General features: G+C 65.8%; 22 protein-coding genes, 1 other RNA gene and 1 pseudogene. 9 read left to right on the top strand and 15 right to left on the bottom strand.

Annotated features, from left to right (window positions below):
- Window position 1 precedes the first annotated feature (1 nt).
- The 4 genes from rpoS to surE are packed head-to-tail and all read right to left on the bottom strand — an operon-like array spanning window position 2 to window position 3,822.
- Complete coding sequence (rpoS, locus tag C7401_RS36955) at window positions 2–1,102, bottom strand: RNA polymerase sigma factor RpoS (RefSeq protein WP_112176985.1); 1,101 nt, start codon at window positions 1,100–1,102, stop codon at window positions 2–4.
- Window positions 1,103–1,115: 13 nt separating this feature from the next.
- The gene (locus C7401_RS36950; protein WP_112176984.1) at window positions 1,116–2,012 is read right to left on the bottom strand and encodes a peptidoglycan DD-metalloendopeptidase family protein; all 897 of its coding nucleotides are present in this window, start codon (window positions 2,010–2,012) and stop codon (window positions 1,116–1,118) included.
- Between the two features lie 5 nt (window positions 2,013–2,017).
- Window positions 2,018–3,064, bottom strand: a complete 1,047-nt coding sequence (locus tag C7401_RS36945; RefSeq protein ID WP_112176983.1) for a protein-L-isoaspartate(D-aspartate) O-methyltransferase — start codon at window positions 3,062–3,064, stop codon at window positions 2,018–2,020.
- On the bottom strand, window positions 3,061–3,822 hold the full coding sequence (gene surE, locus C7401_RS36940) for a 5'/3'-nucleotidase SurE (RefSeq protein ID WP_112176999.1): 762 nt from the start codon (window positions 3,820–3,822) through the stop codon (window positions 3,061–3,063). The genes C7401_RS36945 and surE overlap by 4 nt, the downstream gene beginning before the upstream one ends.
- 283 nt (window positions 3,823–4,105) lie before the next feature.
- On the opposite strand from surE, the gene C7401_RS36935 reads away from it, so the two are divergent.
- Window positions 4,106–5,077, top strand: coding sequence for an NADPH:quinone oxidoreductase family protein (locus C7401_RS36935; protein ID WP_112176982.1), 972 nt, complete (start codon window positions 4,106–4,108; stop codon window positions 5,075–5,077).
- Window positions 5,078–5,187: 110 nt separating this feature from the next.
- Here the strand turns inward: C7401_RS36935 and C7401_RS36930 are convergent, their stop codons facing one another.
- The 8 genes from C7401_RS36930 to ffs all read right to left on the bottom strand — a co-directional run bounded on the left by C7401_RS36930 (window position 5,188) and on the right by ffs (window position 13,455).
- On the bottom strand, window positions 5,188–6,012 hold the full coding sequence (locus C7401_RS36930; RefSeq protein ID WP_112176981.1) for an ABC transporter permease: 825 nt from the start codon (window positions 6,010–6,012) through the stop codon (window positions 5,188–5,190).
- Between the two features lie 48 nt (window positions 6,013–6,060).
- Window positions 6,061–6,873, bottom strand: a complete 813-nt coding sequence (locus tag C7401_RS36925; RefSeq protein WP_112176980.1) for an ABC transporter ATP-binding protein — start codon at window positions 6,871–6,873, stop codon at window positions 6,061–6,063.
- Between the two features lie 78 nt (window positions 6,874–6,951).
- Window positions 6,952–7,989, bottom strand: coding sequence for an ABC transporter substrate-binding protein (locus tag C7401_RS36920; RefSeq protein ID WP_112176979.1), 1,038 nt, complete (start codon window positions 7,987–7,989; stop codon window positions 6,952–6,954).
- A 127-nt stretch (window positions 7,990–8,116) separates the two neighbouring features.
- Complete coding sequence (locus C7401_RS36915) at window positions 8,117–9,388, bottom strand: CaiB/BaiF CoA transferase family protein (RefSeq protein WP_112176978.1); 1,272 nt, start codon at window positions 9,386–9,388, stop codon at window positions 8,117–8,119.
- A 71-nt stretch (window positions 9,389–9,459) separates the two neighbouring features.
- Complete coding sequence (recR, locus tag C7401_RS36910; RefSeq protein WP_112176977.1) at window positions 9,460–10,056, bottom strand: recombination mediator RecR; 597 nt, start codon at window positions 10,054–10,056, stop codon at window positions 9,460–9,462.
- Window positions 10,057–10,239: 183 nt separating this feature from the next.
- Window positions 10,240–10,566 carry a YbaB/EbfC family nucleoid-associated protein gene (locus tag C7401_RS36905; protein ID WP_112176976.1) on the bottom strand — a complete coding sequence of 109 codons (327 nt, stop codon included), beginning with the start codon at window positions 10,564–10,566 and terminating at the stop codon, window positions 10,240–10,242.
- 81 nt (window positions 10,567–10,647) lie between these two features.
- The gene (locus C7401_RS36900; RefSeq protein ID WP_112176975.1) at window positions 10,648–13,113 is read right to left on the bottom strand and encodes a DNA polymerase III subunit gamma/tau; all 2,466 of its coding nucleotides are present in this window, start codon (window positions 13,111–13,113) and stop codon (window positions 10,648–10,650) included.
- Between the two features lie 243 nt (window positions 13,114–13,356).
- Window positions 13,357–13,455, bottom strand: an RNA gene (ffs, locus tag C7401_RS36895) — signal recognition particle sRNA small type.
- Window positions 13,456–13,932: 477 nt separating this feature from the next.
- Here ffs and trxA point away from each other — a divergent pair.
- The 8 genes from trxA (at window position 13,933) to C7401_RS36855 (ending at window position 22,734) form a co-directional block, all read left to right on the top strand.
- Entirely contained in the window at window positions 13,933–14,259 is a 327-nt protein-coding gene (trxA, locus tag C7401_RS36890) for a thioredoxin TrxA (protein WP_027818380.1), read from the top strand.
- Window positions 14,260–14,527: 268 nt separating this feature from the next.
- A complete protein-coding gene (gene rho / locus C7401_RS36885; RefSeq protein ID WP_027818379.1) occupies window positions 14,528–15,790 on the top strand; it encodes a transcription termination factor Rho in 1,263 nt (420 codons plus the stop codon).
- 162 nt (window positions 15,791–15,952) lie between these two features.
- The gene (locus tag C7401_RS36880; RefSeq protein ID WP_112176974.1) at window positions 15,953–16,525 is read left to right on the top strand and encodes a MerR family transcriptional regulator; all 573 of its coding nucleotides are present in this window, start codon (window positions 15,953–15,955) and stop codon (window positions 16,523–16,525) included.
- Entirely contained in the window at window positions 16,522–18,078 is a 1,557-nt protein-coding gene (locus C7401_RS36875) for an MFS transporter (protein WP_112176973.1), read from the top strand. Before C7401_RS36880 ends, C7401_RS36875 begins: the two co-directional genes overlap by 4 nt.
- Before the next feature lie 37 nt (window positions 18,079–18,115).
- Entirely contained in the window at window positions 18,116–18,952 is an 837-nt protein-coding gene (locus tag C7401_RS36870; protein WP_112176972.1) for a M90 family metallopeptidase, read from the top strand.
- Window positions 18,953–19,109: 157 nt separating this feature from the next.
- Window positions 19,110–19,373, top strand: a complete 264-nt coding sequence (locus C7401_RS36865; RefSeq protein ID WP_112176971.1) for a type B 50S ribosomal protein L31 — start codon at window positions 19,110–19,112, stop codon at window positions 19,371–19,373.
- 228 nt (window positions 19,374–19,601) lie between these two features.
- The gene (locus C7401_RS36860) at window positions 19,602–21,359 is read left to right on the top strand and encodes an ArnT family glycosyltransferase (RefSeq protein ID WP_112176970.1); all 1,758 of its coding nucleotides are present in this window, start codon (window positions 19,602–19,604) and stop codon (window positions 21,357–21,359) included.
- Window positions 21,360–21,363: 4 nt separating this feature from the next.
- Complete coding sequence (locus tag C7401_RS36855) at window positions 21,364–22,734, top strand: MATE family efflux transporter (protein WP_112176969.1); 1,371 nt, start codon at window positions 21,364–21,366, stop codon at window positions 22,732–22,734.
- Between the two features lie 82 nt (window positions 22,735–22,816).
- Here C7401_RS36855 and C7401_RS36850 read toward each other — a convergent pair.
- The 3 genes and pseudogenes from C7401_RS36850 to C7401_RS36840 form a co-directional block, all read right to left on the bottom strand.
- Window positions 22,817–23,119, bottom strand: a pseudogene (locus tag C7401_RS36850) (lipoyl synthase); the annotation flags it as partial.
- A gap of 92 nt (window positions 23,120–23,211) precedes the next feature.
- Window positions 23,212–24,333 (bottom strand): acetoin dehydrogenase dihydrolipoyllysine-residue acetyltransferase subunit, encoded by a 1,122-nt coding sequence (locus C7401_RS36845; RefSeq protein ID WP_112176968.1) that lies wholly within the window; start codon window positions 24,331–24,333, stop codon window positions 23,212–23,214.
- A 4-nt stretch (window positions 24,334–24,337) separates the two neighbouring features.
- The gene (locus C7401_RS36840; protein WP_112176967.1) at window positions 24,338–25,342 is read right to left on the bottom strand and encodes an alpha-ketoacid dehydrogenase subunit beta; all 1,005 of its coding nucleotides are present in this window, start codon (window positions 25,340–25,342) and stop codon (window positions 24,338–24,340) included.
- Window positions 25,343–25,357: the final 15 nt, after the last annotated feature.

Genomic DNA, 25,357 nt, shown 5'->3' with positions numbered 1-25,357 from the left:
GTTATAGAACGGCGTCCTTGCGCACGCCGTTCGAAGCGAAAAAGCGCTTGAGGCGCACCAGCGCTTCCTGCTGGATCTGCCGCACGCGCTCGCGGGTGAGGCCCATTTCGTCGGCCAGTTCTTCGAGCGTGGCGGGCTCGATATGGTTCAGCCCGAAGCGCCGCTCGATCACATGGCGATGCTTGTCGGATAGCCGGCCGAGCCACGCGCGCGTAAGCGTTTCCAGCTCGCGGTGCTGCACTTCGGCGTCCGGCGACTGGCTCTGGTCGTCGGACAGCAGGTCGAGCAGGCTGCTCGCGGGGTCGAGGTCGAGCGGCGCGTCGAGCGACGCCGTGTGCTCGTTGAGCGCGAGAATGTCGGTGACTTCCTCGCTGGTCTTGCCGGTGAGATAGGCGATGTCGTCGATGCTCGCGTCGCGCCGCTCGGAAGCCGAATCGGTGTTGAGCGAGTTCTTTTCCAGATGGCGCTTCGCGCGCAGCACCTGGTTGAGCTCGCGGATCACGTGCACCGGCAGGCGCACGGTGCGCGCCTGGTTCATGATGGCGCGCTCGATGCTCTGGCGTATCCACCAGGTCGCATAGGTCGAAAAACGGAAGCCGCGCGTGGGATCGAATTTCTCGATTGCGTGCATGAGGCCGAGGTTGCCCTCCTCGATCAGGTCGAGCAGCGGCACGCCGCGATTGAGGTATCCCTTGGCAATGCTCACGACGAGGCGCAGATTGCGCTCGATCATGACCTGACGCGCCTCGAACTCGCCGGCCTTGGCAAGCCGCGAGTAGCGCTGCTCCTCCTCGACGGTGAGCAGCGGCTTCACGCTGATCCGGTTCAGATAATGCTGGATGGTGTCGGCCGTGAGTTCGGCCTGGAGCATGGCACGGAAGTCGTCGGCGTCGGGCGCCGGGGCCTCGGCGCCTTCGCCCGAGCCGCCCTCCTCGGTGGCGGACTCGCGCTCTTCACGCTCCTCGCGCTCCTCGAAATCGCGGCCGCCGTCGAGTTCGGGCGACGCGTCGTCGTCGCCCGACTGCGCGCCGTCCTCCACCGAAACCTGGGCGGCTTGGCTGTCAGACTCGGATTGCTGCAGACGGCGCTTCGATTTCGGCATGGTCGGCTCGCTTTTATTGCGGCGGCAAGTACTTCAGTGGGTCGACGGGCTTACCCTGACGGCGTACTTCGAAATGCAGCATCACCCGGTCCGAGTCGGTATTGCCCATTTCGGCGATCTTCTGACCTTTGGTGACCGCATCCCCTTCTTTTACCATCAAAGTCCGGTTGTGTGCGTACGCGGTCAAAAACGTCGCGTCATGCTTGATGATAATGAGATTGCCGTAACCGCGCAGCCCATTTCCGGCATAAACCACGCGTCCATCACCGGCCGCCTTGACAGGATCGCCCGCCGCGCCGCCGATATTGATGCCCTTGTTCTTCGAATCGTCGAAGCCGTTGAGCACCGGACCACGCACCGGCCATGCAAGCGCAAGACTTCCCGGCGCCGCGGCCATGTCGCCGGCGCTTGCCGGCGGCTGCTGCGGCTGCGCTGCATTCGCTGCCGAACCGTAGAGCGGCGGCTGCGCCGCCGAACCCGCTGCCGGTGCAGCCGGCGCGCCCGGTGCCACGCCCACGCCCGGCACCGGCGCGGTCACGACGCCCGGCGTGCTGGCGCTTGCGTTCGCACCCGGCGGCACCACGCGCAACAACTGATCCACTTCAATCTGGTTCGGATTGGTGAGATTGTTCCACGTCGCGATGTCGCGATAATTCTGTCCGTTTTCGAGCGCAATCCTATAGAGAGTATCGCCCGGCTTCACCCGGTAATATCCCGGAGGCGGCGGCCCGAGCGGCACCGGTGGCTGCGCCGCCGTGCCGAGCGGCGCGGTGCGGTCCACGACGGGTGCCTGATCGAGTCGCGTGGCACATGCGGTCAGAAGACAAAGCGCGATGACCGAGGCGCCACGGGTGGCCACGGTCAGGTCGACATGCAGGCGGTTTCTTTGGATCGCGCGCAACATACTCATCGGATTCAGATCACTCCAGATTTTAAGGGGACAAAGAAAACGCGATCCAGGCGCGACTCCCGCCACTGCGCCGGTCCCGTACGCTCGACGAGCGTGAGAACCTGCATGGCTTCGCCGGCGCCTGCCGCCCCTTGCGTGCCTGACACGGCCACCGGCGCCACGAGCCGCCCGCCAATGGCGAGTTGCTCAAGCAGCGCCTGCGGCACGTCGAAGCCCGCGGCGGCGATCACGATCGCGTCAAACGGCGCCGCCGACGGCAAACCGAGCCGTCCGTCACCGTAGTGCAAGCGGATATTCGGAATACGCAGCGGACGAAGATTCGTCTTCGCGCGCTCGTATAACGGCTTGATGCGTTCAATGGAATACACGTCGCGCGCAATCTGGCTCAGCACCGCGGCCTGATAGCCACAGCCGGTGCCGATTTCCAGCACGCGCTCCAGCACGCGGCCCGCGCCTGCCAGTTCGAGCATGCGCGCGACCACGGAAGGCTTCGAGATGGTCTGGTGATGACCGATCGGCAACGCCGCATCTTCGTACGCCTGGGTAGCAAGCCCGGGATCGACGAACATGTGGCGCGGCACGACCGCGAGCGCCTGAAGCACGCGCGCATCGGCAATGCCGTTTGCACGCAGGCGTTCGACCATGCGTTCGCGTACGCGTTCCGAAGTCAGCGCATGCGCGCCGTTGAGCGCAACGGCGGGCGCGCCCGCGCTGCCCGTAGTCGCGGCTCGCGACGGCGTGGCGCTCACGGCGGCGGGTGTGGATTTTTTCGCGCCGACCGGCGTAACGGCCGCTGGCTTCGCTGCCATCGGCTTCACGTTAGTCGGCTTTGTTGCATTGACAGGCTTCACGGGCGAAGCCTTGAACGGCGCGGGTGCCGTGGACTTCACAACGGGCTTCACCGCCTGGCCGACAGCGGCCTTCGCGGCGCCGCCACTGCCCACGCCCGCGAGCGGCGTGCGCGCGTCGCCGGGACGCGTGTCGCGCCGGCGCGGCTCGCGCACCAGATCAGCAAGCCCAAGCGGAAAACGCTTCGTGCGCTCGCCCGTCATGAAGCACTGCCGCCCTTGCGCGCCCAGTCGTGCGTCGCGGGCAACATCTGCGTGTGCGTGAGGTCGAGTTGCAGCGGCGTGATCGACACGTGGCCGTTCGATACCGCGTGAAAGTCCGTGCCTTCGCTTGCGTCGAGCGCGCTGCCCGACGGCCCGATCCAGTAGATCGGCTCGCCGCGCGGGTTGGTCTGGCGGATCACGGGCTGCGAGGGATGACGCTTGCCGAGACGCGTGACGCGCCACTCACCGAGCTCGTCATACGGCAAATTCGGGATGTTAACGTTGAGCAGCGGATGACCCGGCAGCGGGTTCGCGAGGTAGTGCGCCACGATCTCGGCCGCGACGCGCGCGGCGGAATCGAGGTGGACCCAGTCCTTGTCGACGAGCGAAAACGCAATGGCGGGCACGCCGAACATGATGCCTTCGGTCGCCGCGGCCACCGTGCCCGAGTACAGCGTGTCCTCGCCCATGTTCTGGCCGTTGTTGATGCCGGAGACCACGAGGTCGGGCTTCTGGTCGAGCATGCCCGTGAGCGCGATGTGCACCGAGTCGGTGGGCGTGCCGTTCACGTAGTAGAAGCCGGTCGTGGCCGAGCGCAGCACCGACAGCGGGCGCCACAGCGTGAGCGAGTTCGATGCGGCGCTGCAATTCTGCTCGGGCGCCATCACCGTGACTTCGCCGAGCGGCTTGAGCGCCTCATGGAGCGCAGCGAGGCCGGGGGCGAGATAACCGTCGTCGTTGCTGAGTAGTATTCGCATCGAGCGATTGTAACCGAGGAAAGAAGGCAGGCGAACGACAGCCGGAACGCGCTGCGCGGCGTTGGCCCGCTGGCTTTGCAGTGCCGCTTCCTGTGCCCCGTTCATGCGCCGAAGCGTGAAGCATTCGCGCACGCCATGCGCTCATGTGCGGCATGAAATAAATCGCACGATCGTTCGCATGCATGCGGATTGCCGTACACTGTCCCGCTGGAGCGACTCCATCACCGAAGCAAAAGAATCGACACACCGAATCGACGCAAACGAAACACAGACAGGAGACACGATGCGCGCAATCCGCTGCAACCAGTACGGCCCGCCCGACTCGCTCACGCTCGAAGACCTGCCCGACCTCGTGCCGGGTGCGGGCCAGGTGGTCATCGACGTGAAAGCCGCGGCCGTCAACTTTCCCGACGTGCTCATCATCGAGAACAAGTATCAGATGAAGCCGCCGCTGCCTTTCACGCCCGGCGCCGAACTCGCTGGCGTGGTGCGCGCCGTGGGCGAAGGCGTGAAGCTCGCGCCCGGCACGCGCGTGGTGGCCTATGTGGGCACCGGCGCGTTCGCCGGGCAGGCGATTGCCGACGCATCGGCCTGCGTGCCGCTGCCCGAGGGCGCCGACTTCGCGACGGCCGCCGCGTTCACGCTCGCCTACGGCACCTCGCATCACGCCGTGGTGGATCGCGCGGCGCTGCGCGCGGGCGAGACGATGCTCGTGCTCGGCGCGGCGGGCGGCGTGGGACTCGCGGCGGTGGAGATCGGCAAGGTGCTCGGCGCGCGCGTGATCGCCGCCGCGTCGAGCGAAGAAAAGCTCGAAGTGTGCCGCCGCTTCGGTGCGGACGCCACGATCAACTACAGCACCGAGGACTTGCGCGAGCGCATCAAGGCGCTCACCGACGGCAAAGGTCCCGATGTGATCTACGACCCGGTGGGCGGCGCGTATGCGGAACCGGCGTTCCGCAGCATCGGCTGGCGCGGGCGCTATCTCGTGGTGGGTTTCGCGAACGGCGAGATTCCGAAGCTGCCGTTCAATCTCGCGCTGCTCAAGGGTGCAAGCATCGTCGGCGTGTTCTGGGGCGATTTCGCGCGCCGCGAACCGCAGCACAATGCGGCCGCGTTCGCGCAGATGGTGGGCTGGATCGGCGAAGGCAAGCTCAAGCCCTATGTCTCGAAGCGCTACACGCTCGCCGACACGGCGCAGGCGCTCAAGGACATGGCTTCGCGCAAAGTGACGGGCAAGATCGTGATCGAGCCCTGATCGTTTCAGACAAAGCAGGCGGCAAAACAAAAACGGCTCGCGATGATGTGCGGGCCGTTTTGCATGATGAGGCGCGCGGTGCGCCCTGGCTTCATGCCCTCACCTCACGCTCAAAGCCTTTCGGTGTCGCCCGTCTTCGGCTGCCACTTCATGAGGCGCCGCTCGGCAAGCCCCACCAGCGCGTCGAGAATCAGCGCGAACGCGGTCAGCACGAGAATGCCCGCGAACACCGTGTTGATGTCGAAGGTGCCTTCGGCTTGCAGGATCAGATAGCCCACGCCGCTCGCCGAGCCGAGATACTCGCCCACCACCGAGCCGACGAACGCGAGCCCAACCGACGTATGCAGGCTCGAAAACACCCAGCTCGTCGCGCTCGGCAGATAAACGTGACGCAGCAGTTGCTTGCGGTTCGCGCCGAGCATGCGCGCGTTCGCGAGCACCACGGGACTCACTTCCTTCACGCCTTGATAGACGTTGAAGAACACGATGAAGAACACGAGCGTGACGCCGAGCGCGACCTTCGACCAGATGCCGAGGCCGAACCACACGCCGAAGATCGGCGCGAGAATCACGCGCGGCATCGAGTTCGCGGCCTTGATGTAGGGGTCGAAAAGCGCGCTGGACGTGGGCGCGAGCGCGAGCCACAAGCCGACGCCCAGGCCGCTCACGGTGCCGATCACGAAGGCGAGCACCGTTTCGACGAGCGTCACCCACAGGTGCAGCCAGATCTCCCCGGTCGTGAACCACTCCCAGATGCGCAAGAGCACCTTTTGCGGCTCGCCGAAGAAGAATGCGGCCTTGTTCGCGTCGTCGAAATAGAACGGCGGCAGTAGCGTCGGACTCGTGAACACGTACCACAGCGCGAAGCACGCGACGAGCAGCAGCCACTGCCACACGATGAGGTTGTCCCGGTTCGGGCGCAGCCGTTTCCACATGATGCCGGTCTCTTTACGGTTTATATCTCTGGATTGCGCCATGCTCATTTACCCCGCGGCAAGCTGCTGCTGATAGCCCTTGAGCACCTCGTCGCGCAGCACGCCCCAGATCTGCGCGTGCAGCTCCACGAAGCGCGGCTGCGAGCGCACCTCCGCCACGTCGCGCGGGCGCGGCAGATCGATGGTGAATTCGCCGATCGGGTGCGTGCCCGGCCCCGCCGACAGCACGACCACGCGATCCGACATCGCGATCGCCTCGTCCAGATCGTGCGTGATGAACAGCACCGCCTTGCGCTTCGCGGCCCACAGGTCGAGCAACTCGTTCTCCATGAGCTGGCGCGTCTGGATGTCGAGCGCCGAAAACGGCTCGTCCATCAGGATGATGTCGGGGTCGAGAATGAGCGTCTGCGCCATCGCCACGCGCTTTCTCATGCCGCCCGAAAGCTGGTGCGGATAGCGGTCGCCAAAGCCGCCGAGGCCTACGCGCTTGAGCCACTCCTCGGCCCGCGCGCGCGCCTCGCCGGCCGCGACGCCGCGAAACGTGAGACCCGCCATCACGTTGTCGAGCGCGCTGCGCCACGGCATCAGCGCGTCGGCCTGGAACATGTAGCCCGCGCGGCGGTTCAGCCCGTCCAAACGCTCGCCGAACACGCTCACGGAGCCCGAAGACGGCGCGAGCAGCCCGGCGCCCACGTTGAGCAGCGTGGACTTGCCGCACCCCGTCGGGCCGACGACCGAAACGAATTCGCCAGGCGCGATATGCAGCGTCGCGTTCGCGACGGCGGTGTAGCGTTGCGAACGGTCCTCGCGTGAAGCGAAGGTGCAGGTGATGTTGTCGAGCGCGAGAGCGGGTACGGTCATCGTCGTGAGGCGGAAGCAGGCAGCAGCGGGAAACAGGATCGCGGCGGCGGGCGAAGCGTGGTTCGCCCGCCGCGGGAATCAGCTCTTGACGGTCGCGAGCGACTTCTTCACGAAGTCGTTGGTCCACGTCTTCGAGAGATCGATGGGCTTGCCCTTGATGTTCGGGTCGAACTGCAAGGTCTTGAGCGCCGTGGCGGGGCCGCCGGCGGGCATCAGGCCGTCCGGCGACAGCGCCTCCTTCACGTGGTCCCATGCCGCGAGATAGAGCGCGCGGTCGCCGAGCAGATAGCTCTCGGGTACGGTGTCGATGAGTTGCGAGCCCGTTGCGCCCTGGAGCCACTTGAGCGCGCGCACCATCGCCGTGGTGAGCGCCTGCGTGGTGTTCGGATTCTTCGTGATGAAGCTTTCCGACGCATAGAGGCAGCCCGCCGGCATGTCGCCGCCGAACACCGAATGCGTGTCGGCGAGCGTGCGCGTATCCGCCACCACGCGAATGTCGCCCGCGCGGTCGAGCTTGGTCATCACCGGGTCGAGGTTCGCGAGCGCGTCGATCTGGCCCGACTGCAACGCGGCGATCGCACCCGCCCCCGCGCCCACGCCGATGAACGCGACATCGGTGGGCTTGAGCCCCGCCTTGGCGAGCACGAAGCTCGCCATGATCGAAGTGGACGAGCCCGGCGCGGTCACGCCGATCTTCTTGCCCTTCAGGTCAGCGACGCCCTTGAAGTTGGGCATCGACTTCTTCGAGACGGCCAGCACGATCTGCGGCGCGCGGCCTTGCAGCACGAACTCGCGGAACATCTGGTGCTGCGCTTGCAGCAGGATGGTGTGTTCGAACGCGCCGGACACGACATCGGCGCTGCCGCCCACCGCCGCTTTGAGCGCCTGCGAGCCGCCCGCGAAGTCGGAAATCTCGACCTCGAGGCCTTCGTCCTTGAAGAAGCCGCGCCGCTCGGCGATCGTGAGCGGCAGGTAGTAAAAGAGGTTCTTGCCGCCGACCGCAATCGCAACCTTCTTCGTTTCGAGCTTGTTTTGCTGGGCGAAGGCGAGCGGCGAGGCGCCGAGCGAGGCGGCCGCGAGCGCGGCCGTACCGGCGAGAAAGCTTCTGCGTTGCATGAGCGAGTCTCCAGTGCTTGTTGTGTTTTTTGTGCAAGCCTGGCGCACGCGGAGGGTTGGCGTAACGGCCGCCGCGCGTGCCTGGCTCGCGGCCGTGTTGCATCAAACTACCTGGACGTGAGTGGTCTCAGACGATTTGTTGTTCGCGCAACCGTGCGATGTGGTCTGCATCATAACCCAGCGACTGCAAGACTTCATCGGTATGTTCACCCAATGCCGGGCCGAGCCAGCGCGTGTCGCCGGGCGTAGCCGAGAGCTTGGGCGTGACCGCGGGCAGCGCCACGTCCACGCCCTCGCCTTCCTGCGCGCCCGGGGCCTGCCAGCGGAATTGCTGGATCATCTGGCGCGCGGCGAACTGCGGATCGGCGAACATGTCGGCTACGCTGTAGATGCGGCCCACGGGCACATCGGCGGCGTTGAGCACGTCGAGCGCTTCGTCGATGGTGCGCGTGGAGAGCCACGCCGCGATCGCGCCGTCGATCTCCGCCGTGCGCGGCACGCGGCCGTCGTTGTGAGCGAGTGCGGGATCGTTGGCGAGATCGGCGCGGTCGATGGCCGTCATGAGGCGCTTGAAAATGGGATCGCTGTTGCCGCCGATCACGATGCTGCCGTCGCGGCACGGATACGTGTTCGACGGCACGATGCCCGGCAGCGACGCGCCGGTGCGCTCGCGCACCATGCCGTACACGCCGTACTCGGGCACCACGCTTTCCATCATGTTGAACACGGCCTCGTAGAGCGCCACATCGACGATCTGGCCGCTGCCGCCGTTCATGTTGCGATGATGGAGCGCCATCATCGCGCCGATCACGCCGTGCAGCGCCGCGATCGAGTCGCCGATCGAAATGCCGATGCGCGGCGGCGGCAGGTCGGGATAGCCGGTGATGTGGCGCAGGCCGCCCATCGATTCGGCGATCGCGCCGAAGCCCGGACGATCGCGATACGGGCCGGTCTGGCCGTAGCCCGAAAGGCGCACCATCACGAGGCCGGGATTCTCCTTCGAGAGCACGTCGTAACCGAGCCCGAGCTTTTCGAGCAGACCTGGCCGGAAGTTCTCGATGACGATATCGGCTTCCTTCGCCAGCCGCCGCACGATCTCCTTGCCCTCTTCGGCCTTGAGATTCACCGTGACCGACTTCTTGTTGCGCGCCTGCACGGCCCACCAGAGCGACGTGCCGCCCGCTTCGGGGTAGAGCTTGCGCCATTTGCGCAGCGGATCGCCCCCCTTGGGGTCTTCGATCTTGATGACCTCGGCGCCGAACTCGCCGAGAAAGCGCGCCGCGAACGGGCCCGCGATCAGCGTGCCGAGTTCGAGGACTTTCACGCCCGCGAGCGGCCCCGCGCCTTTCGCGCCGGTGGCCTGAGGCTGGGATTCAAAGGAAGCGGCTGCTGCGCTCATGGTGTCTCCTTTCGTTCTGTTCGGCTTGCAGCGCCGTATGGCGAGCGCCGCTATCGAGGCGTTGCACGACGCTACATCGAGCGCCGGTCGAGCATGGCGCGGGCGATGGTGCCCGCGTCCACATATTCGAGTTCGCCGCCCACCGGCACGCCGCGCGCGAGGCGCGTCACCGCGAGTCCGCGCGCCTTGAGCGTCTGGCCGAGATAGTGGGCCGTCGCCTCGCCTTCGTTCGTGAAATTGGTTGCGAGCACCACTTCCTTGACGACGCCATCCGACGCGCGCTTCACGAGCCGGTCGAAATGGATCTCTTTCGGACCGATGCCGTCGAGCGGACTCAGATGCCCCATCAGCACGAAATACAGCCCGCGGTACGTCATGGTCTGTTCGAGCATGATCTGGTCGGCCGGCGTTTCGACGACGCACAAGAGCGTCGGATCACGCTCGTCGTCGAGACAGGTTTCGCACACCTGAGCTTCGGTGAAGGTATTGCACTTCTCGCAATGCTTGAGGTTCTCGGTCGCGAACAGGAGCGCGCTGCCGAGCTTTTCGGCGCCGTCGCGGTCGTGCTGCATCAGGTGATAAGCCATGCGTTGCGCCGACTTCGGCCCGACGCCGGGCAACACGCGCAGCGCCTCGACGAGCGCAGCGAGAGCGGAAGGTTGTTTCATGCGGATTCAGCGCGAGGCGCGCAACGAGGTTTGAAGCGGACCGTGCTTCCGGCGAACCGAGGCAAGCGGACACAAGCCCACGCCTGCGCCCGCGCGGCCGGACCGGTGCCGGCCGGGCGCGCGCAGCCGCACGGGCGGCAGGCCTGCCGCAACCACAAGCAGACCCGTCGCCCGTGCCGGCGCTTAGAACGGCAGCTTGAAGCCAGGCGGAATCGGCAGACCGGCGGTCATGCCGCCCATCTTTTCCTGCGACGTGGCTTCGGCCTTGCGCACCGCGTCGTTGAACGCCGCGGCCACGAGGTCTTCGAGCATATCCTTGTCGTCCGTGAGCAGGCTCGGATCGATCGACACGCGGCGCACGTCGTTGCGGCAGGTCATCGTGACCTTGACGAGACCGGCGCCCGCCTGACCCTCGACTTCGATCTGGGCAAGCTGCTCCTGCATCTTCTTCATGTTTTCCTGCATCTGCTGGGCTTGCTTCATGAGCCCTGCGAGTTGGCCTTTCAACATAGTCACTGCTCCTTCTGGATCATGGTCATTCGAATCACTGCGCTCGATGCACGCGGCGCTCGGCACGCCGCGCGGCGCAAATCAATGGGCGGCCTGAGCGCCGCCCGATGCGGCTTCCGGCGCGAGCGGCCGGATCGAGCCCGGCACGATGCTCGCGCCGAAGTCGCGAATCAGTTGTTGCACGAAAGGATCGGCGCCGATCTCACGCTCGGCGTCCCGTTGACGCTGGGCGCGATCGGCGGCGTCGAGCGCGGCTGCGGTGCGGCGCGCCGGACCGACTTCCACGCTCACCTCAACGGTCTTGCCAAGCCGCTCGGCGAGCGCCGTCTTGAGCTTCGCGACCTGCGAGACCTCCGCATACTGCGGCACCGGCACGCTCAGTTTGAGCAGCGTGCCATCGAGTGCCGTCAGTTCGCTGTTGAAGGCGAGCTGGTACGAGATGCCCTTGAGCGAGAGCGTCGCGGCGAGCGCGGGCCAGTCGCCCGCGAAGCCGATGGCGTCGAGCGGGATGCCCGGCGGCAGCTTGCTCACGTCGACCACGGCCGGCGACGGCGTGGGCGCCGCAGCGCCGGCGCGCGGCGCTGATGGTTCGTTGTCGTACGCGGGTACGAAGCCGTCGTCGGGCGGCGCGAAGTACGCGTCGTCGGCGCCGAGCGGCACATAGTCGTCCGGCGGAATGTCGTCCCATGGCGGCGCGCCCGCGGCGTCCTGCCGCGCGTTCGCATTGCGCGCCGGCTGGCGCGCCTGCGCGTCCTGCGCGGCGGCGGCACGGCGGGCCGGGTCGGGCGTCGGCACTTTCACTTGCGCACGCGGCGCGGCTTTCGGCGCGGGCGCCGGGGCTACCGCGTCGGCTGCGACGCCGGCGCCTCGGTTCGCCGACACGCGCATGCCCTTGCTGCGCAGCACGTCGAGCGCCGCACCCGCGCCACCACGCGCGGACAACGGCGCGGCGGGCTCTTCGCGGGCCTCGGACTGCGGCGCGGCGGCGGGCGTCGGCTGTACGGCTTGCGGCTCGACTTCGGCGGCGGGCTCAGGCGTCTGAACTGCCGCTTGCGGCGCTTGAGTCGCTACAGCGGGAGCGGCTTCGGGTTGCGCCGCGCTCGCATCCCGCGCGGGTTCGCCTTCGTCTTCCCAAGGCGGCACGACGCGCGCTTCGGCGGCGGTTCCCGTGACCGGCGCGGCCGCCACCGGCGTTGCCGGTTCGCTCGTTGCTGCCGCAACGACGCTCGTTTTGACCGGTTCCGGATGTATCTCAGGCTGTACCTCGGGCTGCACCGGGGCCACACGCGCAGGTGCCTGTGGTGTCTGAGGCGATTGCACCGCTTCCGCCTTTTGCACAGCCGCCTGCTGCCCTGCCGGCGCGGCGCTGCGCGCCGACGCCACCGCCGGCGCGGCCGCCCGCGCGCCCGCGACCGCCGCAGCGGGTTTCGAAGCCGGGGCGCTGCCCACGTTGCCCGCGTTCACGGACGGCTCGAACGCCAGCATGCGAAGCAGCGTCATCGTGAAGCCCGCATACTCGTCGGGCGCGAGGCCCAGTTCGTTGCGGCCGAGCGTGGCGATCTGATAGAACAGTTGAACCTGCTCCGGGCTCAGCGCCTCGGCAAAACGGCGGATATCGTCGGCTTCCGGCCACTCGTCGAGCACCGACAAGGGCGCGAACTGCGCCCAGCCGATACGGTGGAACAGGCTCGCGAGATCCTGCAAGGCGGTGGAGAACGACAGGCTGCGCAGCGCCATTTCGTCGGCGATGGCGAGCACGTTCGCGCCGTCTCCCGCCACGAGCGCGTCGATCAGGCGGATCAGATAGCTCTGGTCAAGCGCGCCGAGCATGCCGCGCACCGCTTCCTCGGTCACCTGGTTGGCCGAATAGGCGATGGCCTGGTCGGTGAGCGAAAGCGCGTCGCGCATCGAGCCGTCAGCGGCGCGCGCGAGCAGGCGCAGCGCCTGCTGCTCGAACTCGACCTTTTCCTCGCCGAGAATGTACGTGAGGTGCTCGACGATGTTGCCCGCCGGCATCTGCTTCAAATTGAACTGGAGACAGCGCGAAAGCACCGTAACCGGAATCTTTTGCGGATCGGTCGTCGCAAGAATGAACTTCACGTGCGGCGGCGGCTCCTCCAGCGTCTTCAGCATCGCGTTGAAGGCGTGGTTTGTGAGCATGTGCACTTCGTCGATCATGTAGACCTTGAAGCGCGCGTCGACCGGCGCGTAGACCGCGCGTTCCAGCAGCGCGGCCATTTCGTCCACGCCCCGGTTGCTCGCCGCATCCATCTCGACATAATCGACGAAGCGCCCTTCGTCGATTTCCCGGCACGCGCGACACACGCCGCACGGCTTGGACGTCACGCCGGTTTCGCAGTTGAGCGCCTTGGCGAAGATACGCGAGAGCGTCGTCTTACCCACGCCGCGCGTGCCCGTGAAGAGGTACGCGTGGTGCAGGCGGCCGCCGTCGAGTGCATGCGTGAGCGCGCGCACCACGTGCTCCTGTCCGACGAGCGAAGCGAAATCCTTCGGTCGCCACTTGCGTGCGAGAACTTGATAGGTCATCCGGAAATTGTATCAGCAACGCCCGCGCGTCCAGATGAATCGAAAGGCGGCGAATGCGCGCCGCGCGGCCGCCGCGGAACAGGGCTTGCGGGCGATGGCGGGCAATGTGCGAGCGGCAAAAACAGCCGCGCTGAAGACGCGACAAATACCGCAAACGCAGCGACGAACGAAGAACCGCTCGCGCACTGAATTGCGCGGCGTCAACGTTGCAGATGGGGGAGATACCGGAAGAAAAAAGCGAAAGGTGACGAGCCCGACCCTCGGCACTGGCGGAAAACGGCTGTGGCTGCTTCGTTCCCGACCTGACCAGGTTGACCGCCCCTCCATGCGAGGAGGCCCGTCACGGTGCATTCTAACATCGGTCGCGCCGCATTGCGACTGCTGCGGTGCGAAAAAACGCGTCGGACCGTCTGAAACGCCCGTGGCACACCCGATGCGCGCCGCACAAAAACCCGAAAGTGCGCCCTCTTGCAACGGCCGGCCTCGCCACCAGATAGCGATCAGGAACACACGCTGTCACGCGCAACGCTCACGTCAAACCTGTCGCGCCGCAGTCCGAATGCCCCGCCGAATGTGGCCTGCAAGACGGAAACCCTGCTTGCGGCATGAGTACTATCACCGTCGGCAGCGCATAGGGATTTAGGCTACACTGGCGTCGGCATTTGGCTGAGCCGCGCGGTTTGCACCTGTATAGCGAGTCATGCAGGCGTGTCATGCGGGTTCGGTCTGGTCGCTTCGGCGGCCCCGGATCAATTTTCAGTTTTGGTGTATCGTGGCGAGCAATTTAGTCAGCCTCGAATCGAAAGAGGTATTCATACAATGAGCGAACAAATCAAGCATATCAGCGACGCATCGTTCGAACAGGACGTCGTGAAATCCGACAAGCCCGTGCTGCTGGACTTCTGGGCCGAGTGGTGCGGCCCGTGCAAGATGATCGCGCCGATTCTCGATGAAGTCGCGAAGGATTACGGCGATCGTCTTCAGGTCGCGAAGATCAATGTCGACGAGCACCAGTCGACCCCGGTGAAGTTCGGCGTGCGCGGCATCCCCACGCTGATCCTCTTCAAGAACGGCGCCGTCGCGGCGCAAAAGGTCGGCGCACTCTCGAAGTCGCAGCTCACCGCGTTCCTGGACAGCCACCTGTAACGCCTGACTCTGCCGCCCCCCTTGCCTCGCGCCAGGCGGAGCACGCAAAGGTGCGTGTTGTCGCACGACAACACGCACGATAAAAACACGCCAAAACTTGCTGTCGGTCTGCACTGACGGTTTCTGGCGTGTGCTATGCTAGAATTCATAAAGCGTCTACCCGGCGCCCTATAAAAGTTCCAAGCTAAGTTTCGTCCTTGAGCGGTTCCGCTCACTTCTTTTCCCCCAGACTTCTTTTCGTCGCACTCCTCCCCGACGGGTTCTCCGTATGCATCTTTCCGAGCTCAAGTCTCTGCACGTGTCTGAATTGATCGAGATGGCCAATGGCCTCGAGATCGAAAATGCGAACCGCCTGCGTAAGCAGGAACTCATGTTCGCGATTCTCAAAAAGCGCGCCAAGACGGGCGAAACGATCTTCGGTGACGGCACGCTCGAAGTGCTCCCCGACGGCTTCGGCTTCCTGCGCTCGCCGGAAACCTCGTATCTCGCCAGCACGGACGATATCTATATCAGCCCGTCGCAGATCCGCCGCTTCAACCTGCACACCGGCGACACGATCGAAGGTGAAGTGCGCACGCCGAAGGACGGCGAACGCTACTTCGCGCTCGTGAAGGTGGACAAGGTCAACGGCCAGCCGCCGGAAGCCTCGAAGCACAAGATCATGTTCGAGAACCTCACGCCGCTGCACCCGAACAAGGTGCTGCTGCTCGAGCGCGAAATGCGCGGTGAGGAGAACGTGACGGGCCGCATCATCGACATGATCGCGCCTATCGGCAAGGGTCAGCGCGGCCTGCTGGTCGCTTCGCCCAAGTCCGGCAAGACCGTGATGCTTCAGCACATCGCGCACGCAATCAAGCAGAACCACCCCGACGTGGTGCTGTTCGTGCTGCTGATCGACGAGCGTCCTGAAGAAGTGACCGAAATGCAGCGTTCGGTGGCGGGCGAAGTGATCGCCTCGACCTTCGACGAACCGGCTGCGCGTCACGTGCAAGTCGCCGAAATGGTGATCGAGAAGGCCAAGCGCCTCGTCGAAATGAAGCACGACGTCGTGATTCTGCTCGACTCGATCACGCGTCTCGCGCGCGCCTACAACACCGTTGTGCCCGCATCGGGCAAGGTGCTCACGGGCGGTGTGGATGCCAACGCGCTGCAACGCCCGAAGCGCTTCTTCGGTGCGGCACGTAACATCGAGGAAGGCGGTTCGCTCACCATCATCGGTACGGCGCTGATCGAAACCGGCAGCCGCATGGACGACGTGATCTACGAAGAGTTCAAGGGCACCGGCAACATGGAAGTGCACCTCGAGCGCCGTCTCGCGGAAAAGCGCGTCTACCCGTCGATCAACCTGAACAAGTCGGGCACGCGTCGCGAAGAACTGCTGATCAAGCCGGACATCCTCCAGAAGATCTGGGTGCTGCGCAAGTTCATCCACGACATGGACGAAGTCGAGGCCATGGAATTCCTGCTCGACAAGATCCGTCAAACGAAGAACAACTCCGAGTTCTTCGACATGATGCGCCGCGGCGGCTAAGGCCCTCGCCCGCTTGATGTGAAACAGGACGCCCGCAGATTGCGGGCGTTTTTCTTTTCCGGCACCGGGTTATTGCGCGCCCAAACCTGTACGTGTACGTTCACGTTGAACTATAATCCGCGGCAAGTCTTTGTCGCCTGAACGGCGAAAAAAGAGTTCACGATGCCCAAGGATTCCCCCACGCTGCTCACTGTGCGCGATGCCGCCGAGCGGCTCAATGTCACGCCCCGCACGCTCAAGTATTACGAGGAGCGCGGGCTCGTCAGCCCAACGCGCAGCGAAGGCCGTTACCGGCTTTACGACGAGCACGATCTCGAACAGTTTTCGCGCATCCTGCGCTTGCGCGCGCTTGGCTTTTCGCTGCACGGCATCACCGAAATGCTCAAGCGCCCGCTCGAACAGGCTGGCGAAGGCCGCCGGCGTTACTCGCAGGAATCGCTCGAGCAGATCGCCGGCGCGCTCGCGCAGCAGATCGAGACGCTCGACACGCGCATTGCGGCTGTGCGCCGCGAGCTAAAGGAAGCACAAACGGTGCGCGCCGAGCTTGCCGACGACCTCGACTATCTGCAACGCCGCCTCGCGGGCGAGCCGTCCGATCAACTGATCGAACAACGCCTCGCCGCCACGCGGCAGCGCAAGGCGGCGACCCAAACGGCGAAGGCATCGAAAGCGCCGAAAGCGCTCGAGGCCGAGGCGCACGCCGGCAAAGAGCAGGACGGGACCGACGCCGCATGAACACCGCCCCGACCCGCGAGCCGATCTTCAGCGCGGTGCGCCTGCGTGGAGACTTGTTCCCGTGGGTGCTGGCGGTAGCGACCGGCCTCGACTACTACGACAACGCGATCTTCTCGTTCTTCACGAGCTATATCGCGGGCGGCATCAACGCGTCGCCGGATGAACTCGTCTGGTCGTCCAGCGCCTACGCCGTGTGCGCCGTGCTCGGCATCCTGCAACAGCAGTGGTGGGTGGAGCGCATGGGCTACCGGCGCTACGTGGGCGGCTGCCTGCTGCTCTACTCAGCGGGCGCGATTGCCGCCGCACTATGCGAGTCGTCGATCGAACTCGCCTTCGCGCGCGGCTTCCAGGGCTATTTCATCGGCCCGATGATGGGCACCTGCCGCATCCTCATCCAGATCAGCTTCACGCCGCAGCAACGGCCCGTCGCCACGCGCGCCTTCCTGATTCTCATCGTGCTTTCCAGCGCGCTCGCGCCGCTCGCGGGCGGCCTGCTTCTCGCGCATTTCGACTGGCGCGCCCTGTTCGCGTTTTCCGCGCCCGCGGGCGTGCTCTATGCCGTCCTCGCCCTGTTCGCGCTGCCCGATACGGGCCACGTGCTGCCCGAGGAGCGCGGCGACGCGCACTTCTGGCCGTACATCATTTTCGCGTGCGCGCAGGGCGCACTCCAGATCGCCATGCAGCAGGTGCGCTTCGAACTCTTCAGCACCTCGCCGGAAATCATCCTGCTCACGCTCGCCGGGCTCGTCTCGCTGGCCTGGTTCGGCTGGCATCAATGGCATCATCCGAAGCCGCTCATGCGCCTGCACGCGTTGCGCGAGAAGCCGTTCCAGGTGGGCCTGCTGCTTTACATGATCTATTACTACCTGAGCACGGCGCTCAGCTACCTGGTCTCGCGTCTGCTCGAGGGCGGGCTGAACTACCCCGTCGAGAACGCCGGCCGCCTCACGGGCGTGACGTCGCTCATCTCGGCCTGCGCGCTCTTTCTCTACTTCCGCTACGCGAAGTTCATCACGCACAAGAAGTGGATCATCGTGCCCGGCTTCGCGCTTTCGGCCTTCATCTCGTTCTGGATGACGCGCCTGACACCGGACGCGAGTAGCGACTGGCTCCTGCTGCCCCTGCTGCTGCGCGGGCTCCTGCTGCTTTTCATCGTGCTGCCGGTCGCCAATCTCACGTTCCGCATTTTCGCGATCGAGGAATTCACGCACGGTTACCGCTTGAAAAACATCGTCCGGCAGTTGACGATATCGTTCGCCACCGCCACGGTTATCATCGTCGAGCAGCACCGGCTCGCGCTGCATCAAACGCGGCTCGCCGAATTCGTGAACCCGTTCAATCCGGTCTTTCAGAATACGTACGCCACGTTGACGCACGCATTCGAGGCCATGGGACGCTCGCCGTCCGAAGCGCACGGACTCGCGCTCGTGCAGGTCAGCCGCATGGTCGCGCAGCAGGCGAGTTTTTTGAGCTCGCTCGACGGGTTCTATTTCCTGATCGGCGTGGCGCTGTGCGGCGGGATCTTCGCCGCGTGGCAAAAGCAGATCGACTGAACGACATCCGAAAACGCACCAGCAGGCCCCCGACGCGATGCTTTCGAAACTCTCCCACTGGTTCGACGCGCGCCGCCGCGACAAGGCGCTGCGCACCTACGCGATCGACGACGCGCTGTGGCAGGCCACGCTCGCTGGCCTGCCGTTCCTCGCGCACCTCGACGCCGCCGACCTCGTGCGCCTGCGCGAACTCACGAGCCTTTTCATCGCGCAAAAGGAATTCTCGACCGCCCACGACCTCGAATTGACCGACCCGATGACCGTGGCGATCGCCGCCCAGGCCTCGTTGCCGGTGCTCAATCTTTCGCTCGACCTCTACAAGGGCTGGGTGGGCGTGGTCGTCTACCCCGGCGAATTCGTGATCCGCAAGACCGTGGAGGACGAAGACGGCGTGGTGCACGAGGTGGAACACGACGCGAGCGGCGAGGCCTGGGAAGGCGGCCCCGTGATCCTCTCGTGGGAAGACGCGCAGATGACCGATGGCAGCGACGCGTACAACGTCGTGATCCACGAATTCGCGCACAAGATCGACATGCTCAACGGCGAGGCGGACGGCCATCCGCCCCTTTTTCGCAAATGGCACGCACCGCTCGACGCGCAAACCTGGGCCGACGTGTTCGACAACGCCTACGACCAGTTCTGCGACAAGGTGGACGCCGTGCCGGAGCGCCGCTGGGCGCGCTTCGAGCGCGACTCGCTAATCGATCCCTATGCAACCGACCACCCGTCGGAGTTCTTCGCCGTGTGCAGCGAGGCCCTGTTCGTCAAGCCGAAGGCGTTCGAGGCCGAATATCCCGAGCTTTACCGGCTGCTCGCGCGCTATTACCGGCAGGACCCCGCGCGTGTGGGGGCGCTGGAAGGACAGCCCGCCTGAAAACACGGCGCGCGGGGCCGTAAATATTCGCCAACCGGCTGATTCTCTGGCATAATCGCGTTTTTTCGACCTTGGGCAAGTGGCTCGCGCGAACGGCTCTTCGGCATGGTGCCGCAGACAGACGTGGGTTGGCTACCGCCAGATTTAAGGAAAGACCATGAAAGAAGGCATTCACCCGAATTACCGCGAAGTCCTGTTCATCGACGTTTCGAACGACTTCAAGTTCGTGACCCGCTCGACCATCCAGACGCGCGAAACCGCCGAGTTCAACGGCAAGACCTACCCGCTCGCCAAGATCGAAGTGTCGTCGGAATCGCATCCGTTCTACACGGGCACGCAAAAGATCATGGACACGGCCGGCCGTGTCGAGAAGTTCAACAAGAAGTTCGGCGCACGCGCCTCGGGCAAGGCAGCGAAGTAATCGCTTCGCCGCACCGGCTTCTGGCCGGTCCCGTACAGAAGTACACGAGAAGGGCAGCGTACGCTGCCCTTTTTTGTTGTCCGCGCGACCCCGTTGCGACCCGCTTTCCGGCAGCCGCGCCGCTTTGCCCGAGGCGGGCGCCGTGACGCGCGCGCGCCGGCCCGGCTAGAATGCCGGATTGCGCCGCGGCGTCACTCCGCAGGACTTATCCGTCTCCCCTCGTACTGCATGAAGCCAGCCATTCGACTGACCGCCTCCGCCACCAGCGCCTTGCCGCGCTGGCTGCTGCTGACCATCTGTATCGTCTTCGCGTCGTTTGGCCTCTTTGGCCGCGACCCGTGGAAGAACGAGGATGCGGCGGGCTTCGGCGTGATGTGGACGATGGCGGGCGGCACCTCGCACGACTGGCTGCTGCCCAATCTCGTCGGCAAGTACGTGACCGAGAACGGTCCGCTCGGCTACTGGCTGGGCGCCGCGTGCATCCGCCTGTTCGCGCCCTGGGTCGACGCGAGCAACGCCTCGCGCATCGCCACCGGTGTGCTGTTCTGCCTTGCCTGTGCGTTCGTCTGGTACAGCGCCTACCTGCTCGGCCGCCGCCCCGAGGTGCAGCCGTTCAAGTACGCGTTCGGCGGCGAGCCTGAACCGCGCGACTACGGCCGCACGCTCGCCGACGGCGCCCTGCTCATTCTGCTCGCGTGCTTCGGCCTCGCCGAGCGCGGCCACGAAACCACGCCGCAGCTCATGCAGTTCGTCGGCATCGCGATACTCCTGTACGGCGTCGTGCGCGCCATCGACAAGCCGGTCCAGGGCGCGCTCTGGTGGGGCCTCGCGCTCGGCATCGTGATGCTCGCGAGCGGCCCGGTGCTGGTGGGCGCGCTCCTCATCGGCACGCTCGCCATGCTCGCGATCGCGCCCGAGACGCGCTCGCGCTGGCTTCTCGTGGCGGGCCTGCCCGTGGCGCTCGTAGTCGCGCTTTCGTGGCCGCTCCTCGCGCTGCACCTCTACCCCGACGACGCCGTCTGGTTCCTCAACCAGTGGGCGCGCACCAACGTCAACGCCTTCGCAGGGCCCCCGGGCGGCGTGCTGCGCTATGCCGCGAAGAACCTGCCGCTCTTCACGTGGCCTGCGTGGCCGCTGGCGATCTGGGCTTTCGTGAGCTGGGCGGGACTGCGCCGCAAACCGCACATCGCGATTCCGCTTTCGGTGATCGTGCCGCTGCTCATCCTCGTGATCGTGCAGAGCCACGAAACAAACCGCCTCTTCATGCTCGTGCTGCCCGCGCTTTCGGTGCTCGCGACCTTCGCGCTGCCCACGCTCAAGCGCGGCGCGATCAATGCGATCGACTGGTTCGCCGTGCTGAGCTTCACGATCCTCGGCACCTTCGTGTGGCTCGTGTGGCTCGCGGGCATGACGGGCTTTCCCGCGCCGCTCGCGCGCAATCTCGCTCGCCTCGCGCCCGGCTTCGTGCCGCAGTTCAAGATTCTCTCGTTCGTCTGCGCGGTGGCCGTGACCGTTTGCTGGATCGTGCTTGCGCAGTGGCGCATCGCGCGCCATCCGAAGGTGCTGTGGCGCAGCGTCGTGCTCTCGAGCGGCGGCACCACGCTCATGTGGGTGCTGCTCATGACGCTCTGGCTGCCGGTCGTGAACTACAGCCGGACCTACAAGGATGTCGCGCAGCAGATCGCCGCGCACCTGCCCGCCGACTATCAATGCATCTCGCCCGTGCGTCTCGGCGACGCGCAGATCGCCACCTTCGCCTACTTCGGCAAGATGCACTTCGCGTTCGACGAGGACTGTGACGTGATCCTGCGCCAGGACACCCAGGACTACGGCGAGCCGAGCGCGATGTCGAACTTCGAATGGAAGCTCGTGTGGGAAGGCCGCCGCGTTGCCGACCGCGACGAACGCTTCCGCCTCTACGTGCGCATCGACCGTCCGAAGACGCCGCTCAGGAAGCCGCACGTCTGGCTCAAGCGCCCCGACTGAGGCCGTGGCAACGACAACCCTCGTCGGCGACGTCCGGCGCATCGCGGCGCTCGCGTGGCCGGTGCTGGTCGGCCAGCTCGCGATCATCGCGTTCGGCGTGATCGACACGGCGATGGTCGGCCGTTATTCGGCGCTCGACCTCGCGGCGCTCGGCCTCGGCTCGTCGATCTACGTTTCGGTCTATATCGCCCTCACCGGCATTCTCAGCGCGCTCCAGCCAGTCGCGGCGCAGCTCTACGGCGCACAGAAGGACACCGAGATCGGCCTCGAAGTGCGCCAGGCGTTCTGGCTCGCACTCGTGCTGATGGTGGCCGGCTTCGCGATCCTCTACTTTCCCGGCCCGCTGCTCGACCTCGCGCGCGCGCCCGAGGCGCTGCGCGAGCGCACGGTCGGCTATCTGCGGCTGCTGTCGTTCGGCTTGCCCGCCGCCCTCGCCTTTCGCATCTACAGTTCGCTCGCCAACGCCGTGGGACGGCCGCGCCTCGTCATGTTTCTCCAGGTCGGCGCGCTCGTGCTCAAGGTGCCGCTCAACACATGGCTCATTTTCGGCGGCCTGGGCGTGCCCGCGCTGGGCGGGCCGGGCTGCTCGCTCGCGAGCACGTCGATCAACTGGGCGCTCGCGCTATGCGCCGCCATCGCGCTCACGCGCGTGGACGTGTTCGCGCCGTTCGAAATCTTCAAGCACTTCTGCTGGCCCGAGTGGAAACGCCAGGCCGAACTGCTCAAGCTCGGCATTCCGATGGGGCTCTCGTACCTCATCGAGGTCACCTCGTACACGTTCATGGCGATCTTCATCGCGCGTCTGGGCACGACGACGCTCGCCGGCCACCAGATCGCCGGCAACGTCGGCGCGGTGCTCTACATGACGCCGCTTTCGATCGGCGTGGCGACCTCGACGCTCGTCGCCCAGGCGCTGGGCGGCGGCCGCCACGACGAGGCGCGCACGCTCGCCCGTCACGGCGTGGCGACGGCCGTGGCGATCGCCTGCTGCTACGGCGTGATCGTGCACGTGCTGCGGCCGCTCATCATCGGCGGCTATACGCCCGACCCCGCCGTCGCGGTCGCCGCCATGCCGCTCGTGGCCATCGTCACGCTCTATCACGTATTCGACGCCTTGCAGATCACCTCGGCCTTCGCGCTGCGCGCCTACAAGGTCGCGGTCGTACCAACCCTCATCTATGCCGTCGCCTTGTGGGGCGTGGGTCTTGGCGGCGGTTATGCGCTGGGCTTCGACGTGAGCGGCACCGTACCCGCCTGGGCCACGGGCGCACGCGGTTTCTGGATCGCCAATCTGGCCAGCCTTGCGATTGCCGGTGCGGGACTGCTGGTCTATCTCTCGCGCGTGAGTACGCGATATTTGCGGGTGCGCGCTTAGCGCAGGCAGCCTGACCGCCTGATGGCCCGGCTTCTCGCGCACCACACCCCGCGCTGTCGATGGTGGCTAACACGCTAGGCAGTTAGTTGCAAATAAGACTCGCGCCGAGCTTCGTCTTTCGCGCCGCCTCCACCGTTTGCGCCGCGTGATACGACGAACGCACGAGTGGCTCCGCGACCACCTCGCCAAACCCCGCCGCTCGCAACGCGTCGAATTCGTAGGGATGCACGTAGCGTTTGTCGGGCAGATGAAAGCGCGACGGCGCGAGATACTGGCCGATCGTCAGCACTTCCACGCCGTGCTCGCGCAGGCCCTGCATCGTTGCGAGCAACGCCTCGTCGGTTGCGCCCAGCCCCACCATCAGCCCCGACTTCGTCACGAGCGCGCCATCGGCGGCTCATGAGCGGCCGCGCAGGCCTTGCTGCCCGAGCGCCGTGCTCGACGAGTGAGGCGTATCGGAAGTGGCGGCCGTCATGCTCAGCCTCCCTCGTCGAAGAAGGCCTTAAGCAGGCGATTGACCTCCTGCGCGGCCTCCATCTGCACCATGTGCCCCTTGCCCGCGATCACCGCCACTCGCACCTGCGGAGGCAAGCCCTGCGCATGGTGCGCCGGAATGATCTGGTCGACCTCGCCCCAGACCACGAGCGCGCGCGGCGCGAGCGTCGCGAGGCGCTCGCGGAACACGCGCCGCTGCGCGCCGCCCTCGAACGCCTGCTCCGCGATCTTGCCAAGCGCCGCCTGCACGCCTTCGAGCCGCTTGTACTTCACGAGGTCCTCAACAAGCTGACGCGTGACGAGCGCGGGATCGGCGAACAGCTTCGTCACGTGCGGCTTGAGCGCGTTGCGATTGGCCGCCGATACGAAGCCCTCGATATACGCGCCGTCAATCTGGCTGCCGAGGCCCGCGCTCGAAATCAGCGAGAGCGAGGCCACACGTGCGGGTGCCTGTTCCGCCACGGCCATCGCGACCGCGCCGCCGAGCGAATGCCCGACCAGATGCGCCGTGGCAATTTTCTGCGCGTCGAGAAACGCGATCACGCTTTGCGCAAGCTCGTCGAGGCTGCCGCTTTCCACGGCCTTGCCCGATTCGCCGTGACCCGGCAGATCGAGCGCCCAGACCGTGCGCTCCGCCGCCAGATCGGCATGGTTGAAAAGCCAGTTGTTGAGGTCGCCGCCAAAGCCGTGGATCAGCACCACCGGCACACCCTCGCCTTCTCCGAGCTTCAGATAGCGCATCGTGCGCCCGCCGATCTGCGACTTCTCGGGCTGCGGACCCGCGTCGGCGTCACCCGCCTGGGCGGGCACGAAATCGCGCTGAAATTCGGCCACGACGGCGTCGATGTCCGCATCGACTGCCTCGGCGTCGGCTACCACGCCCAGCAGCGCGCCCACGGGCAGCGTGTCGCCCTCCTGCGCGATCTGCCGCCGCAGCACGCCCTCGAACGCGCACTCCACGCGCGACGCGATCTTGTCCGACTCGACGTCGAGCAACTCGTCGCCCTTCGTGACCTGCTCGCCGAGCGACTTGAGCCAGCCGTTCACCTGGCCCTGCTCCATCGACAAGCCCCACTTGGGCATCGTGATCATGTGAATCGGCATGACTTCAGCTCCTTGCTGCACGCACCGCTTCGGCGATCTGGTCCGCCGAGGGGATGTAGAGGTCTTCGAGCGAGGCCGCGAACGGCACCGGCGTGTGCGGCGCGGTGACCATGCCCACGGGCGCCTTCAGGCTTTTGAACGCTTTCTGGCCAACCAGCGCCGCGATGTCCGTCGCCATCGAGCAGCGCGGATTCGCCTCGTCCACGACAACGACGCGGCCCGTGCGGCGCGCGCTTTCGAGGATCGTCTCCTCGTCGAGCGGCGAGGTCGTGCGCAGGTCGATCACATCGGCTTCGATGCCGTCTTTCGCCAGCTTCTGGGCGGCGTCGAGCGCGTAATGGACCATGCGCCCGTAGGTGACGATCGTGACATCGTCGCCGTCGCGCACGATGTTGGCTTCGCCGAACGGAATCGAATAGGATTCCTCCGGAACATCGCCCTCCATGGTGTAGAGCAACTTGTGCTCGCAGAAGATCACGGGGTCGTTGTCGCGAATCGCCTCGATCATGAGGCCTTTGGCGTCGTAAGGCGTGGCCGGGCACACGACCTTGAGCCCCGGAATATGCGTGAAAAGCGAAGTGAGCATCTGCGAGTGCTGCGCCGCCGCGCGCAGGCCCGCGCCATACATCGTGCGGATCACGACCGGCGTGACCGCCTTGCCGCCGAACATATAGCGGAACTTCGCGGCCTGGTTGAAGATCTGGTCGAAGCACACGCCCATGAAGTCGATGAACATCAGTTCCGCCACCGGCCGCAGACCGCAGGCCGCCGCGCCCACGGCGGTACCGATGAAGCCGCCTTCCGAGAGCGGCGTATCGAGCACGCGCCCCGGAAACTTGCCGTACAAACCCTTCGTCACGCCGAGCACGCCGCCCCATGCGTCCTGCTCGCCGGGCGCGCCCGCGCCGCCCGCGTTGTCCTCGCCCATGACGATCACGCTCGCGTCGCGCCCCATCTCCTGCGCCAGCGCTTCGTTGATGGCCTGTGAATAGGTGATTTTCCGTGCCATTTTCGTCTCCTTGAT

The organism is Paraburkholderia unamae (genome assembly GCF_003268775.1).
GTDB classification, from domain to species: Bacteria; Pseudomonadota; Gammaproteobacteria; order Burkholderiales; family Burkholderiaceae; genus Paraburkholderia; species Paraburkholderia unamae.
The sequence above is the reverse complement of the archived record's forward strand: the minus strand, read 5'-3'. Positions and strand labels throughout refer to the sequence as shown.